Genomic DNA, 14,125 nt, shown 5'->3' with positions numbered 1-14,125 from the left:
CGGGGCAGGTGGCGCTAGGCGGGCAGGTAGTCCGTCAGCGCGCAGCCGTCGACGAGGAGCTTCTCGTTGCGGTAGCCGTCGGGGACCTTGAAGCCCTTCTCGCAGGTGAAGAGCAGGACGTCGGAGGCCATCAGGGCCTTCGCCGTCTTCGGGTCTCCGGGGACGAGCGCGAAGTTCTGGCCGAGCAGGACCCGGACGCCCTTGCCCTTGGCGGCGGCGGCCTTGTTCGCCTGCTGGAACTTCTCCATGTCGGAGACGGCCACCAGCGTGACCGTGTCCCGGTCGTCGTCACCGCACACCCCGCGCTCGGATATGGCCCAGGCCGGGTCCTTCGCCTCGTCGCCCATGGCGCCGCCGCCGTCGGTGCGCAGATCGCTGCACATGGTGTGCGAGGCGACCAGCTTCTCGATCGCCGCCATGTCGCCGGCGGCGGGCAGCCCGGCGTCCTCTCCCCAGGCGCTGCTGCACCCGGTGAGGGTGACGAGGGCGGTGAGGGCCGTGCCCAGGACGGCGGCGGTGCGCTTGAGCCGCATGACTCCCTGCTTCCGTTTCGTGTCGGTGTGATGGTGCGTGCCGGAATAATCCGTTCCGGGCCCGGAGCGCGCGAACGCCCCCGGCCGACCCGCGACGCGGGCCCGCCAGGGGCGTTCCGGGGCCTTGTCAGCCCTGGTAGATCGCCTCGATCTCGTCGGCGAAGTCCTTCGCCACCACGTTCCGCTTCAGCTTCAGCGACGGGGTGATGTGCCCCGCCTCCTCGGTGAACTGCGCGGACAGGATACGGAACTTCCGCACCGACTCCGCCTTCGAGACCGCCGCGTTGCCGTCGTCCACCGCGCGCTGGACCTCCGCGAGCAGCTCCGGGTCCTCGCGCAGGGTCGCCGCCGTCGCGCCCGCCGGCTTGCCGTGCTCCGCGGCCCAGCGGCCCAGGAACTCCTCGTCGAGGGTGACCAGCGCGCCCACGAACGGACGTCCGTCGCCGACCACCATGCACTCGGCGACCAGCGCGTGGGCCCGGATCCGGTCCTCGATGACCGCGGGGGCGACGTTCTTGCCGCCCGCCGTCACCAGGATCTCCTTCTTGCGGCCGGTGATCGCGAGGTAGCCGTCCTCGTCGAGGGTGCCGATGTCGCCGGTGTGGAACCAGCCGTCCGCCAGCGCCTCGGCCGTCGCGGCCTCGTTCTTCCAGTACCCGGAGAAGATGTGCTCGCCGTGCAGCAGCACCTCGCCGTCGTCGGCGATCCGCACCACCGAACCCGGCAGCGGCTGCCCGACCGTGCCGATCTTCTGCCGGTCCCAGGGGTTGAAGGCGGTCGCCGCGCAGGACTCCGTCAGACCGTAGCCCTCCAGCACCGTGAAGCCGATGCCGCGGAAGAAGTGCCCGAGCCGCTCGCCCAGCGGCGCGCCGCCCGAGATCGCGTACTCGCCGCGCCCGCCCAGCACCGCGCGCAGCTTGCTGAACACCAGCTTGTCGAAGACCTTGTGCTTCAGCTTCAGGCCGAGGGACGGGCCCTGCGGGGTGCTCAGCGCCCGGCTGTAGGCGATGGCCGTGTGCGCGGCCTTGTCGAAGATCTTGCCCTTGCCGTCCGCCTGCGCCTTCGCGCGGGCCGAGTTGTAGACCTTCTCGAAGACCCGCGGGACGCCGAGGATCAGCGTCGGCCGGAAGGACGCCAGCTCGTCGGTGAGGTTCTTGATGTCGGGCAGACAGCCCAGCTTGATGGGCGCCATCACGGAGGCGACCTCGACGAGCCGGCCGAAGACGTGGGCCGCCGGCAGGAACAGCAGCACCGAGCACTCGCCCGTACGGAAGAGCGGCTTCAGACGCTCCACCACGTTGCCGCACTCCGCGAAGAAGGCGCGGTGGGTCAGCACACAGCCCTTGGGGCGGCCGGTGGTGCCCGAGGTGTAGACGATGGTGGCCGGGTCGTCCGCGTTCGCCGAGGACATCCGCTGGTCGAGCAGCTCGTCGGAGACGTCCGCGCCGGTGGCCGTGAGCCGTGCGATCGCGTCGCCCTCGATCTGCCACAGGCCCGCGAGCTCCGGCAGGTTCGCCCGCACGGACTCCACCGAGGCCTGGTGCGCGGCGCTCTCGACGAGCGCCAGCTTCGCGCCCGAGTCGCCGAGGATCCACTGGATCTGCTCCGGCGAGCTGGTCTCGTACACCGGCACCGTGACGCCGCCCGCGCTCCAGATCGCGAAGTCCAGGAGCACCCACTCGTAGCGGGTGCGGGAGAGCAGCGCGACCCGGTCGCCCGGCTCCACACCGGCCGCGATCAGGCCCTTGGCGGCCCCGCGGACCTCGGCGAGGAACTGCTTGGCGGTGACGTCGGCCCAGCCCCCGGCCACCTTGCGCCCCATCACGGCGACGTCTGGGTGCTGTGCGGCGTTGCGGCGGATGAGATCCGTCAGGTTGCCGTCCGTGGGGACCTCGTACAGGGCCGGAAGGCTGAACTCGCGCAAGACTGCTGCTCCTCATCGGGCGCCGGCGCCACGGCTCTGTGTGATGCGTCGGTGCGGTCCAAGATCGGGCAGGTGCTCAGTGGGGGTGAGCACGACCGGACTGCCCGGACGTTACCCATCAGTACGCGGTTCCCGATAGGGGGTCCTGCTCAGATGTTCCATGCGTCACACATGTATGGCGTTGCTTCGCGCACAGTAATCCACCGCTTTCCCGACTCGGAAGTAACCGCAGGTCCGAACGGTACGGCCCCGCCGAACGGCCCCCGCCCCCTACGCTGACGCCATGAGGATCAACGTGGTGAGCGACGTGCACGGCAACACCGGAGCCCTCGCCAAGGCCAAAGAGGGCGCCGACGCCCTGATATGCCTCGGGGACCTGGTGCTCTTCCTCGACTACGCCGACCACTCCCGCGGCATCTTCCCCGAGCTCTTCGGCGTCGAGAACGCCGACCTCATCGTCGAGCTGCGCACCGCCCGCCGCTTCGACGAGGCCCGCGACCTCGGACGCCGGCTCTGGGCCGAGCTCGGCATCGACCGCGCCACCGCCATCGAGTCCGCCGTGCGCCGCCAGTACGCCGAGATGTTCGCCGCCCTCCCCACCCCCACCTACGCCACCTACGGCAACGTCGACATCCCCGGCCTCTGGCCCGAGTACGCCGGCCCCGGCACCACCGTCCTCGACGGCGAGCGGATCGAGCTCGGCGGCCTCGTCTTCGGCTTCGTCGGCGGCGGCCTGCACAGCCCCATGCGCACCCCGTACGAGATCTCCGAGGAGGAGTACGCGGCCAAGGTCGAGGCCCTGGGCGAGGTCGACGTGCTGTGCTCCCACATCCCGCCGGACGTCCCCGAGCTCACGTACGACACCGTCGCCCGCCGCTTCGAACGCGGCAGCCGCGCCCTGCTCGACGCCATCCACCGGGTCCGCCCGCGCTACGCCCTCTTCGGCCACGTCCACCAGCCGCTCGCCCGCCGGATGAGGATCGGCACGACCGAGTGCGTCAACGTCGGCCATTTCGCCGCGACCGGCCGGCCGTGGACGCTGGAGTGGTGACGGGGCCGCGGGAGGGGCGCGATAGCCTTCACGCAGAAGACTGAAGACGACTCGCGTCATACGAGGAGCCACCGCGATGGCGGAACACACCAGCTCGAGCATCACCATCGAGGCGGCCCCGGCCGAGGTCATGAGCGTGATCGCCGACTTCGCGCGCTACCCCGAGTGGACGGGCGAGGTGAAGGAGGCCGAGGTCCTGGAGACCGACGCCGCCGGCCGCGCGGAGAAGGTCCGCCTCCTGCTCGACGCGGGCGCCATCAAGGACGACCACACCCTCGCCTACACCTGGACCGGCGACGACGAGGTCAGCTGGACCCTGGTGCGGTCCCAGATGCTCCGCTCCCTCGACGGCTCCTACCGCCTCGCCCCGGCGGCCGGCGGCGCCCACACCGAGGTCACCTACCAGCTGACCGTGGACGTCAAGATCCCCATGCTCGGCATGATCAAGCGCAAGGCCGAGAAGGTCATCATCGACCGGGCCCTCCAGGGCCTGAAGCAGCGCGTCGAGTCGGAGAAGTAGTTCCGCCACCCGCCTGGGCGCCGCCTGCGGACGGCGCCCTCGGCGGCCCCGCGCCCCGCCCGCACCACGGCGCAGGCCGCACCCCCGATACGGTCAGGCCATGCGGATCATTCTCGTCACCGGAACCGGCGGAGCCGGACGCACGGCCGTCGCCGCCGGCACGGCACTGGCCGAAGCCCGGGCAGGGCAGCGCGTGCTGCTGGTCTCGGCCGAGGCGGACCAGGAGCCGGCCACCACCGACAACCTCCGGCTCCTCGTCCCCACCCCCGCCCAGGACTTCCGCCGAGAATTCCTCGCCCTCCAGTCCCGCTCCGCCGCCGCCCTCGACCTCCTCGGCACCACCCCCTTCGAGGACGCCGAGCTCACCGAACTCCCCGGCAGCGCCCAGTTCGCCCTGCTCAGGGCCGTACGGGACGCCGCGGCCACCGACCACGACCTCGTCGTCGTCGACCTTCCGCCGCTCCCCGACGCCCTCGCCCTGCTCGCCCTGCCCGAGCAGCTGCGCCGCTATCTCCGCCGCCTCCTGCCGCCCGAGCGGCAGGCCGCCCGCGCGCTGCGCCCGATGCTCGCCCAGCTCGCCGGCGTGCCCCTGCCCGCGCAGTGGCTGTACGAGACCACCGCCCGCTGGGAGGCCGAGCTCGCCGCCGTCCAGGACGTCGTCGACTCCCCGCGCACCGGCGTCCGGCTCGTCGTGGAACCCGGGCCCGCCGCCGCCGAGGCCCTGCGCACCGCCCGCCTCGGCCTCGCCCTCCAGGGCCTCGCCCTCGACACCGTCGTCGCCAACCGGGTGCTGCCCGCCGACTCCACCGACCCCTGGTTCGCGGGCCTCGCCGCCGAGCAGCACCGCCACCTCGCCGCGCTGCGCGAGGACCACCCCGGCGTGCACGAGCTGCCGCACCTCGGACGCGCCCCCCGCGGCCCCGAGGACCTCGCCCTGCTCGCCGTCGAGGTCCGCCCCGCCGCCCCCGCCCCCGGCTGGCGGGTCGAGGACCGCCGCGAGGCGGACGGCATCCTGGTCTGGCACATCCCGCTGCCCGGCGCCGTCAAGGACGGCCTCTCCCTGGTCCGCCGGGGCGACGAACTCCTCCTCGCCGTCGGCCCGTTCCGCCGCAACGTGCCGCTCCCGGCCGTGCTGCGCCGCTGTACCGTCACCGGCGCGGGGCTCGTCGACGGGGACCTCAGGGTCCGCTTCGCGCCCGACCCCGGACTGTGGCCCAAGGCCGCTCCCTGAGCCCGCACGGGGCGTGTACCGTCGACGGTAGGAGACCTGAGGAGTACGCCATGAGCGATTCGGACGCCTGGGCCAAGGCCTGCGCCGAGGACCTGGAGGCCGAGAAGGCCCGCCGCCGCGCCGAGCGCGGGGAGGAGCCCGGCTCCCCGGCGGAGGAGTTCCGCAAGCTCTTCGAGGCCGTCGCCGAGAAGTTCTCCGGCACCCTGGGCGGCCCGCTCCTGGGCGGCCAGGCCGCCGAGACCGTCCAGCAGGTCGTCAACCAGGCGAAGGCCCTCGTCGAGCCCGTCATCGAGCGCAATCCGCAGGTCTTCGACCACCTCGCCGCGGCGGGCAACGAGCTCCTCGCCGCCTACCGCTCGGCCGTCCAGGGCCACGAGACCCGCTGGACCCGCGGGGACACCAGCCGTGCGGAACCCGGCGATCCGCGCGACGAGGGCCGCGACGGGGACACCGGGACCGGTCAGCACATCGATCTGGACTGATCCGGACTGATCGGGACGGGCGTCCCCCTCGGGTACGGTGGGCCCTAGCGGGGCTCGACCGAAAACTGAGGGACACATGGGACTCACCATCGGCGTCGACATCGGCGGCACGAAGATCGCGGCCGGCGTGGTCGACGAGGAGGGCAACATCCTCGACACCCACACCGTGCCCACCCCGCCGACCCCCGAAGGCATCGTCGACGCCATCAGCGCCGCGGTCTCCGAGGCCGGCAAGGGGTACCAGATCGAGGCCGTCGGCATCGGAGCCGCGGGCTACGTCGACGACAAGCGCGCCACCGTCCTGTTCGCGCCGAACATCGACTGGCGGCACGAGCCGCTGAAGGACAAGGTCGAGCAGCGCGTCGGCCTCCCCGTCGTCGTCGAGAACGACGCCAACGCCGCCGCCTGGGGCGAGTACCGCTTCGGCGCGGGCCAGGGGCACGAGGACGTCATCTGCATCACCCTGGGCACCGGCCTGGGCGGCGGCATCATCATCGGCAACAAGCTGCGCCGCGGCCGCTTCGGCGTCGCCGCCGAGTTCGGCCACATCCGGGTCGTCCCCGACGGCCTGCTCTGCGGCTGCGGCAGCCAGGGCTGCTGGGAGCAGTACGCCTCCGGCCGCGCCCTCGTGCGGTACGCCAGGCAGCGCGCCGCCGCCACCCCGGAGAACGCGACGATCCTGCTCGGACTCGGCGACGGCACCCCGGAGGGCATCGAGGGCAAGCACGTCAGCCAGGCCGCCCGCGCGGGCGACAAGGTCGCCGTCGACTCCTTCCGCGAGCTCGCCCGCTGGGCCGGCGCGGGCCTCGCCGACCTGGCCTCGCTCTTCGACCCCTCGGCGTTCATCGTCGGCGGCGGCGTCTCCGACGAGGGCGAGCTGGTCCTCGACCCGATCCGCAAGTCCTTCCGGCGCTGGCTGATCGGCGGCCAGTGGCGGCCGCACGCCCAGGTCCTCGCCGCACAGCTCGGCAACAAGGCCGGGCTCGTCGGCGCGGCCGACCTGGCCCGCCAGGGCTGAGACCCGCACCAGGGCCATCCGGCGCCCGCCCGCCGCGTCCTCTGGGACCCGACGGGCGGGCGGTCGTATGTTGGCCGTCATGGCGATCAGTGAGCTGCCCAACTCCCGCACGGAACCCGACGGTTCGGCAGTCGTCCGGGTCCTCTCCTACAACATCCGCTCGATGCGCGACGACGAGGACGCCCTCGCCCGGGTCATCCGGGCCTGCGCCCCCGACCTCGTCTTCGTCCAGGAGGCCCCGCGCTTCTTCCGCTGGCGCAAGCACGCGGCCCGGCTCGCCGCGAAGAGCGAACTGCTCTACCTCTCCGGCGGCGCCACCGCCGCCGGCCCGATGCTGCTCTGCTCCCTGCGGGCCACCGTCGAACGCACCGAGGACGTACTGCTCCCGCTCACCCCGGGGCTGCACCGGCGCGGCCTGGCCACCGCCGTGGTCCGCATCGGCGGTGCCCGGCTCGGCCTCGTCAGCTGCCACCTGAGCCTGCGCTCCGACGAGCGCCACGCCCAGGCCGGGCTGCTCCTGGACCGGGTCGCCGCCCTCGGCACCCCGCACACCATCATCGCCGGCGACCTCAACGAGCGCCCCGAAGGCCGGAGTTTCACCCGCCTGGCCAAGGAACTCCAGGACGGCTGGGCGGTCAGCCCCTGGGGCGGCGAACACACCTCCACTCCGGCCGACCCCCACCAGCGCATCGACGCGATCCTGGCCACCCCGGGCATCGAGTTCCTCGCCTGCGGGGTCCCGCAGGACCTCGACCCGGACGACCTGAGAAAGGCGACGGACCACCTGCCGGTGCTGGCGGTGGTCCGTGTCCCCGCGGTGGAGAGCCGCGTTCCCGCGGTGGAGAACGGCTGAGCCGCTACACGACCGCCCCCCGGCCCGGGTCGTCGAAGCCGTCGTCGTCCTCGTCGTCGTGCTTCATCCGGGCCACCAGGGTCGCGAAGCCGCCCAGGAAGCCGCCCACGCACACCGTGGTCAGCCACCAGGTCATGTCCCACTGGAGCAGCACCGCGAGCAGCATCAGGACCGGCCCGCCCACCACCGCCAGCCAGGCGAACCTGGTCGTCGTGTCGGCCTCCGGCAGCGGCGGGGGCTCCGGCGGGACGAAGTGGCCCTCGTCCGAGTCCTTGCCCGCGCCCGCGGGAGCCTCGTCCGGGTCGGCCACCGAGTAGTCGCGCGGCCCGCCCACGCTCACGCCCGGGGCGAAGACGACCGAGGAACCGAGCGCGGGCCGGGCGGGCCCGTCGGTGTCACCGGTGTCACCGGTGCCGTCGGTGTCGTTCCCCGCGGGTTCGGGCTCCGGCTTCCTGAACTTGTCCGGCTTCTCCGCGGCCCCCGCGTCCTCGGGCAGCGCCGGGAGCGCCAGGTCCTCCACCGGCCGGAAGGGCCTGCTGCCCGGCGGGTCCGCCGGCTCCTCGCCGTACCCCGCGACGATCGCGGCCCAGGCCGCCTCCTCGTCGATGGGCTGCGGCTCGCGCTCCCCGTCCTGCTGCTCAGCCACCGCTCGCGTTTCCCTTCTCGACGACGAGTTCCGGAGCGAGCCGGGTCACGAACGCCCAGCTCTCCTCGAAGATCCGCTCCGCGTCGTGGTCCAACGTCGCCACGTGGTAGCTCTGTTCCAGCAGGACCTCCTTCACGTCCGTCGACGACACCCGGCTCAGCACCCGCGCCGAGTCGGCCGGCGGCACCACGTGGTCCTGGGGGCTGTGCAGCAGCACCATCGGCTGCGTGACCTGCGGCAGCTCCGCGTCCACGACCCTCAGGAAGCGCCGCAGCGAGTGCGCCGCGTGCATCGGCACCCGGTCGTAGCCGACCTCGGCCGCGCCCTCCTTCGCGATGTCGCTCGCGATGCCCTTGGTGGACGGCACCAGATGCCGGACGACCGGCAGCGCGTGCGCCGCCAGGCCGTGCACCTTGTTGGCCGGGTTGACCAGCACGATGCCGCTGACCGCCACACCGTGCCGGGCCGCGAGTCGCAGGGTCAGCGCGCCGCCCATCGACAGGCCCATGACGAAGACCCGCTCGCACCGGGCGCTCAGCTCGCGCAGCGCCTGGTCGACCTCCGCGTACCAGTCCTCCCAGGTGGTGAGCTGCATGTCCTGCCAGCGTGTGCCGTGCCCGGGCAGCAGCGGCAGCGACACCGTCAGTCCGCGCCCGGCCAGATACTCGGCCCAGGGACGCAGCGACTGCGGGGAACCGGTGAATCCGTGACAGAGGAGTACGCCGACCTCTCCGCCCTCGTGGCGGTACGGCTCGGCTCCAGGAAGGACCGGCACGGGGTCTCCTGTTCGGGTTCGACTTCGGGCCCGGCTCTCGCGGACACCCGAAGCGGCGACGGAAAGGGGAAGGCTTTCACCGTACGCGACCGGACCGACACCGACCAGGGCCGTTCGCACGAAGGAGTCGGGCGGCCCGGCGAAGCCGCGCCGCCCACGGGGTCCGGCGAGGTCCGCAGGGGATAAAGTCGTCGTGACGGCACACGGAAGGCATGGCGAGTTGATCTACGGCGCAATGAAGTTCTCTATCGGCGGGTCCCTGAAGCTCGCCTTCAGGCCCTGGGTGGAGGGCCTGGAGAACATCCCCGCCGAGGGACCGGCGATCCTCGCGAGCAACCACCTCTCCTTCTCGGACTCCTTCTTCCTGCCCGCGGTCCTCGACCGCAAGGTCACCTTCATCGCCAAGGCCGAGTACTTCACCACCCCCGGTGTGAAGGGCAAGCTGACGGCCGCCTTCTTCAAGGGCGTCGGCCAGCTCCCCGTGGACCGCTCCGGCGCCCGCGGCGCCGGCGAGGCGGCGATCAAGGCCGGCATCGAGGTCATCCGGGGCGGCGGCCTGTTCGGCATCTACCCCGAGGGCACCCGCTCGCCCGACGGGCGCCTCTACCGCGGCAAGCCCGGCGGCCTGGCCCGCGTCGCGCTCGCCACGGGCGCCCCGGTGATCCCGGTCGCGATGATCGACACCGAGAAGATCCAGCCGCCCGGCAAGGTCGTCCCGAAGCTGATGCGCCCGGGCATCCGGATCGGCAAGCCCCTCGACTTCAGCCGCTACCAGGGCATGGAGGGCGACCGCTTCATCCTGCGTTCGGTCACCGACGAGGTGATGTACGAGATCATGAAGCTGTCCGGCCAGGAGTACGTGGACATCTACGCGACCGCCGCCAAGCGGCAGATCGCGGATGCCGAGAAGGCCGCCAAGGAGGCCGTCAAGGCCGAGATCGCGGCACGGGAAGAGTCCGGCGCCTGACCCCTTCGCAGGGGAGGGGCGCCCAGGGGTGGGGAAGATGGCCAGGCGCGAACGGGTCGTGCGCATGTCGGTCGAGCAGCCGCTGTGGCGCGCGCTCACCGCGTACCGCGTCCTGACGTTGAGCTACGCGGTGCTGCTCTTCTTCTTCGGGCGCAAGGGCTACGAGCTGCCGTGGGTGGCGGCCGGCTATCTCGCCGTCCTCTGCGTCTGGACCTTCGCCACCCTGCCCAAGGTGGCGAACGCGGCCAGCTGCACCCGGCGCTTCCTCGTCGCCGACCTCACGGTCGCCCTCACCGGCATCCTGCTCACCCCGGTCGCCGACCACCATGCCCGGTCGTTCGACGGCCCCACGCTGCCGACCATATGGACCGCGGGCGCGGTCCTCGCGTACGCGATCAAGGGCGGCTGGCGCTGGGCGGCCGTCGCCTCCACCCTGGTGGCCGTCGCCAACATCATCGAGCGCGGCCACCCCAGCCGGGACACCCTGCACAACGTGCTGCTCGTCTGGGTGGCGTCCATCGCCATCGGGTACGTGGTCGAGGTCGCCCGCGCCTCCGAGCGCACCCTCGCCCGCGCCCTGGAGATCGAGGCCGCCACCCGCGAGCGGGAGCGGCTCGCCCGGGACATCCACGACAGCGTGCTCCAGGTCCTCGCCATGGTGCAGCGGCGCGGCACCGCGCTCGGCGGCGAGGCGGCCGAGCTCGGCCGGATGGCCGGCGAGCAGGAGGTCGCCCTGCGCACCCTGGTCGCGGGCGGGCTCATCCGTACCTCGTACGTCTCCGAGGACGAGTCCGAGGGCGCGGTCGTCCGGGTCGTGGAGGAGCCCGACGACGAGGCCGGGCCCGACGCGGAGATCGACCTCCGGACGCTGCTCGCCCCGCGGGCCGGCGCCCGGGTGACCCTCTCCGACCCCGGCACCCCGGTCCTGCTGCCGTCTCCCGCCGCCCGCGAACTGGCCGCCGCCGTCGGCGCCGCCCTGGACAACGTGCGGGTGCACGCGGGCGAGGACGCGCGGGCGTGGATCCTGGTCGAGGACTGGGGCGACGAGGTGATCGTCACCGTCCGCGACGACGGCCCCGGCATCCCGGAGGGCCGGCTCGCGGAGGCCTGGGGCGAGGGACGGATGGGCGTCGCCCTGTCCATCCGCGGCAGGCTGCGCGACCTCGGCGGCAACGCCGAGCTGATCTCGGTCCCCGGACAGGGCACCGAAGTGGAACTGAAGCTCCCGCGCGCACCGCGGGAGCGGCGGGGGAAGGCAGGAGCGAAGTGAGCGAGCAGCAGGCCGGGCAGCGGCCGATCAAGGTGATGGTCGTCGACGACCACCCGATGTGGCGGGACGCGGTCGCCCGCGACCTCGCCGAGGCGGGCCTCGACGTGGTGGCCACGGCCGGCGACGGCGAGCAGGCCGTGCGGCGCGCCGCGGCGGCCTGCCCCGACGTCCTGGTCCTCGACCTGAACCTGCCGCTCAAGCCGGGCGTCCAGGTCTGCAAGGAGCTCGTCTCCGCCGACCCGCGGCTGCGGGTCCTGGTGCTCTCCGCGAGCGGCGAGCACGCCGACGTCCTGGAGGCGGTGAAGTCCGGCGCCACCGGCTATCTGCTGAAGTCGGCCAGCACCGAGGAGCTGATCGACGCGGTGCGCCGCACCTCCGTCGGCGACCCCGTCTTCACCCCGGGCCTGGCCGGACTGGTCCTGGGCGAGTACCGGCGACTCGCCACCGAGCCCGTACCGGCGCCCGGCACCGACGAGCCGAAGGCGCCGCAGCTGACCGAGCGGGAGACCGAGGTGCTGCGCCTGGTCGCCAAGGGGCTGAGCTACAAGCAGATCGCCGAGCGGCTGGTCATCTCGCACCGCACGGTGCAGAACCACGTCCAGAACACCCTCGGCAAGCTCCAGCTGCACAACCGCGTCGAGCTCGTCCGATACGCCATCGAGCGCGGACTCGACGACGCCTGATTCACTCGGTTCGCCGTGTCGGGGTGACCCACGTCACCACTAGCGTGGGTACATCCCCCACGTACGGCGAAGGAGTGCCCCATGCACGTCGGTGTGCTGACCGGCGGCGGCGACTGCCCCGGCCTCAACGCGGTGATCCGCGCGGTCGTCCGCAAGGGCGTCCAGGAACACGGCTGGAGCTTCACCGGCTACCGCGACGGCTGGCGCGGGGTGGTGGAGGGCGACGGCGAGCCGCTGGACGTGCGGGCGGTCCGGGGCATCCTGCCCCGCGGCGGCACCGTGCTCGGCTCCTCCCGCACCGACCCGTTCGGCGTCCCGGACGGGGTGCGGCGGATCGGGGAGCAGCTGGCCAAGCGGCGGGTGGACGCGCTGATCGCCATCGGCGGCCGCGGCACCCTGGGCATCGCCGCCCGGCTGCACGCCGAGCACGGGGTGCCGTGCGTCGGCGTGCCCAAGACCATCGACAACGACCTGTCGGCCACCGACTGGACCTTCGGCTTCGACACCGCCGTCGGCATCGCCACCGAGGCCATCGACCGGCTGCACACCACCGCCGACTCGCACCGGCGGGTCCTCGTCGTCGAGGTGATGGGCCGGCACACCGGCTGGATCGCGCTGCACGCCGGCCTGGCCGGAGGGGCCAACGTCATCCTCGTCCCCGAGCAGCGCTTCGACCTCGACCAGGTCTGCGGCTGGGTCGCCTCCCGCTTCGAGGCCACCTACGCCCCGATCCTCGTGGTCGCCGAGGGCGCGCGGCCACGGGACGGCGCGGCGGTGGAGGGTTCGGTGGGGGAGTGGCTGGCCGCGGCGATCGAGCGGCGCACCGGCAAGGAGGCCCGCACCACGGTCCTCGGGCACGTGCAGCGCGGCGGCAGCCCGAGCGCCTTCGACCGCTGGCTGGCCACCCGGTTCGGGCTGCACGCCGTGGACGCCGTACGCGACGGGGTCCACGGCACGATGGTCGCGCTGCGCGGCACGGAGGTGGTCCGGGTCCCGCTGGCGGCGGCCACCGCCCGGCTCAAGACGGTCGACCCGGCGCTGTACGCGGAGGCCGGGGTGTTCTTCGGCTGAGGGCGCACGGGCCGAGGGCGCACCGGCTGGGGGCGCCACGGCGGGGGAGCCCGTATATTCACTGGCGTAACCAGACAATTCCGGCGCATCCCCGGAGGGGCCCGTGGAGATCCTGGCATTCGGTGTGCAGCGGGACGAGAAGCCGCTGATCGAGAAGGCCTTCGCGGGGCACCACGAGGTGCGCTGCGTGGACGTCTTCCTCACCGAGGACACCGCCCCCATCGCCGCCGGCTACGAGGTCGTCTCGACCAGCGTCAACGCCAACCTCAACCACCGGGTGCTGCAGACCCTGGCGGCCGGCGGGACCCAGATGATCGCCCAGCGCTCGACCGGCTTCAACAACATCGACCTGGAGGTGGCCGAGCGCCTCGGCCTCACGGTCGCCCGCGTCTCGTACTACTCGCCGTACTCCGTCGCCGAGTTCGCCTGGACCCTCGCCATGGCCGTCAACCGGCGCATCGTCCGGGCCTCCAACCGGACCCGGGACTTCGACTTCCGCCTCGACGGGCTGATGGGCCGCGACATGCGGGGCCGCACCGTCGGCGTGCTCGGCACCGGGAAGATCGGCGAGGCCTTCACCCGGATCGCCCACGGCTTCGGCATGAACCTGCTCGGCTGGGACGTCGCCGAGAACCCGGCCTGCCTCGAACTCGGCATGAAGTACGTGGAGAAGGAGCGGCTCCTCGCCGAGTCCGACCTCATCAGCCTGCACGTGCCGCTGCTCCCGGCCACCCACCACATCATCGACGCCGCCGCGCTGAGCGCGATGAAGGACGACGCCGTCCTGGTGAACTCCAGCCGCGGCGGACTCGTCGACACCGAGGCCCTCGTCCGCGAACTGCGCGCGGGCCGCTTCACCGGGGTCGGCCTGGACGTGTACGAGGCGGAGGCCGGGCTCTTCTTCATGGACAGGTCCCTCGCCGGCGTCGAGGACGACACCCTGGCCCGCCTGGTGACCTTCCCCAACGTGGTGGTCACCTCCCACCAGGCGTACTACACGGTCGACGCGGTCGGCCAGATCATCGACACCACGGTCCAGAACGTCCTCAACTACCTCGAACGGCGACGCGACGAGAACGTCCTGGTACCGAAGCCCTGAGC

General features: G+C 72.7%; 15 protein-coding genes. 11 read left to right on the top strand and 4 right to left on the bottom strand.

What is annotated here, in order from left to right; genetic code table 11:
• Positions 1-14 precede the first annotated feature (14 nt).
• Together ACH414_RS23505 and ACH414_RS23500 are read right to left on the bottom strand one after the other, a co-directional pair.
• Complete coding sequence (locus ACH414_RS23505) at positions 15-533, bottom strand: hypothetical protein (protein ID WP_382540506.1); 519 nt, start codon at positions 531-533, stop codon at positions 15-17.
• 127 nt (positions 534-660) lie between these two features.
• Complete coding sequence (locus ACH414_RS23500) at positions 661-2,457, bottom strand: AMP-dependent synthetase/ligase (protein WP_382540503.1); 1,797 nt, start codon at positions 2,455-2,457, stop codon at positions 661-663.
• Between the two features lie 295 nt (positions 2,458-2,752).
• On the opposite strand from ACH414_RS23500, the gene ACH414_RS23495 reads away from it, so the two are divergent.
• From ACH414_RS23495 to ACH414_RS23470, 6 genes are all read left to right on the top strand, one after another.
• The gene (locus tag ACH414_RS23495; RefSeq protein ID WP_382540604.1) at positions 2,753-3,508 is read left to right on the top strand and encodes a metallophosphoesterase; all 756 of its coding nucleotides are present in this window, start codon (positions 2,753-2,755) and stop codon (positions 3,506-3,508) included.
• A gap of 76 nt (positions 3,509-3,584) precedes the next feature.
• Complete coding sequence (locus ACH414_RS23490; RefSeq protein ID WP_382540500.1) at positions 3,585-4,028, top strand: SRPBCC family protein; 444 nt, start codon at positions 3,585-3,587, stop codon at positions 4,026-4,028.
• A 100-nt stretch (positions 4,029-4,128) separates the two neighbouring features.
• Complete coding sequence (locus ACH414_RS23485) at positions 4,129-5,259, top strand: ArsA family ATPase (protein ID WP_391769652.1); 1,131 nt, start codon at positions 4,129-4,131, stop codon at positions 5,257-5,259.
• Positions 5,260-5,309: 50 nt separating this feature from the next.
• Entirely contained in the window at positions 5,310-5,741 is a 432-nt protein-coding gene (locus ACH414_RS23480) for a DUF5304 domain-containing protein (RefSeq protein ID WP_382540494.1), read from the top strand.
• Positions 5,742-5,817: 76 nt separating this feature from the next.
• The gene (locus ACH414_RS23475) at positions 5,818-6,759 is read left to right on the top strand and encodes an ROK family glucokinase (RefSeq protein ID WP_382540491.1); all 942 of its coding nucleotides are present in this window, start codon (positions 5,818-5,820) and stop codon (positions 6,757-6,759) included.
• A 79-nt stretch (positions 6,760-6,838) separates the two neighbouring features.
• Positions 6,839-7,612 carry an endonuclease/exonuclease/phosphatase family protein gene (locus ACH414_RS23470; protein ID WP_391769651.1) on the top strand — a complete coding sequence of 258 codons (774 nt, stop codon included), beginning with the start codon at positions 6,839-6,841 and terminating at the stop codon, positions 7,610-7,612.
• Positions 7,613-7,616: 4 nt separating this feature from the next.
• Here ACH414_RS23470 and ACH414_RS23465 read toward each other — a convergent pair whose 3' ends face one another.
• A complete protein-coding gene (locus ACH414_RS23465) occupies positions 7,617-8,258 on the bottom strand; it encodes a hypothetical protein (RefSeq protein WP_398943207.1) in 642 nt (213 codons plus the stop codon).
• Entirely contained in the window at positions 8,251-9,033 is a 783-nt protein-coding gene (locus ACH414_RS23460; RefSeq protein WP_398943205.1) for an alpha/beta hydrolase, read from the bottom strand. The genes ACH414_RS23465 and ACH414_RS23460 overlap by 8 nt, the downstream gene beginning before the upstream one ends.
• Positions 9,034-9,268: 235 nt before the next feature.
• On the opposite strand from ACH414_RS23460, the gene ACH414_RS23455 reads away from it, so the two are divergent.
• The 5 genes from ACH414_RS23455 (at position 9,269) to ACH414_RS23435 (ending at position 14,123) form a co-directional block, all read left to right on the top strand.
• Positions 9,269-10,000, top strand: a complete 732-nt coding sequence (locus ACH414_RS23455; RefSeq protein WP_386565125.1) for a lysophospholipid acyltransferase family protein — start codon at positions 9,269-9,271, stop codon at positions 9,998-10,000.
• 37 nt (positions 10,001-10,037) lie between these two features.
• On the top strand, positions 10,038-11,270 hold the full coding sequence (gene macS, locus ACH414_RS23450) for a MacS family sensor histidine kinase (protein WP_386565123.1): 1,233 nt from the start codon (positions 10,038-10,040) through the stop codon (positions 11,268-11,270).
• A gap of 35 nt (positions 11,271-11,305) precedes the next feature.
• Positions 11,306-11,953, top strand: coding sequence for a response regulator (locus tag ACH414_RS23445; RefSeq protein WP_382540601.1), 648 nt, complete (start codon positions 11,306-11,308; stop codon positions 11,951-11,953).
• Between the two features lie 81 nt (positions 11,954-12,034).
• Positions 12,035-13,024, top strand: a complete 990-nt coding sequence (locus ACH414_RS23440) for an ATP-dependent 6-phosphofructokinase (RefSeq protein WP_398943203.1) — start codon at positions 12,035-12,037, stop codon at positions 13,022-13,024.
• A 103-nt stretch (positions 13,025-13,127) separates the two neighbouring features.
• Complete coding sequence (locus ACH414_RS23435) at positions 13,128-14,123, top strand: 2-hydroxyacid dehydrogenase (RefSeq protein WP_382540471.1); 996 nt, start codon at positions 13,128-13,130, stop codon at positions 14,121-14,123.
• The last annotated feature ends 2 nt before the right edge of the window (positions 14,124-14,125 follow it).

Source organism: Streptomyces sp. NPDC020422, from assembly GCF_044386705.1.
GTDB lineage: Bacteria > Actinomycetota > Actinomycetes > Streptomycetales > Streptomycetaceae > Streptomyces.
The sequence above is the reverse complement of the archived record's forward strand: the minus strand, read 5'-3'. Positions and strand labels throughout refer to the sequence as shown.

Bases quoted from the DNA above. Each gene is read 5' to 3' on its own strand.
- ACH414_RS23505 (WP_382540506.1), bottom strand. From the start codon at position 533: ATGCGGCTCAAGCGCACCGCCGCCGTCCTGGGCACGGCCCTCACCGCC.
- ACH414_RS23490 (WP_382540500.1), top strand. From the start codon at position 3,585: ATGGCGGAACACACCAGCTCGAGCATCACCATCGAGGCGGCCCCGGCC.
- ACH414_RS23485 (WP_391769652.1), top strand. From the start codon at position 4,129: ATGCGGATCATTCTCGTCACCGGAACCGGCGGAGCCGGACGCACGGCC.
- ACH414_RS23480 (WP_382540494.1), top strand. From the start codon at position 5,310: ATGAGCGATTCGGACGCCTGGGCCAAGGCCTGCGCCGAGGACCTGGAG.
- ACH414_RS23475 (WP_382540491.1), top strand. From the start codon at position 5,818: ATGGGACTCACCATCGGCGTCGACATCGGCGGCACGAAGATCGCGGCC.
- ACH414_RS23470 (WP_391769651.1), top strand. From the start codon at position 6,839: ATGGCGATCAGTGAGCTGCCCAACTCCCGCACGGAACCCGACGGTTCG.
- ACH414_RS23455 (WP_386565125.1), top strand. From the start codon at position 9,269: ATGAAGTTCTCTATCGGCGGGTCCCTGAAGCTCGCCTTCAGGCCCTGG.
- macS (WP_386565123.1), top strand. From the start codon at position 10,038: ATGGCCAGGCGCGAACGGGTCGTGCGCATGTCGGTCGAGCAGCCGCTG.
- ACH414_RS23445 (WP_382540601.1), top strand. From the start codon at position 11,306: ATGGTCGTCGACGACCACCCGATGTGGCGGGACGCGGTCGCCCGCGAC.
- ACH414_RS23440 (WP_398943203.1), top strand. From the start codon at position 12,035: ATGCACGTCGGTGTGCTGACCGGCGGCGGCGACTGCCCCGGCCTCAAC.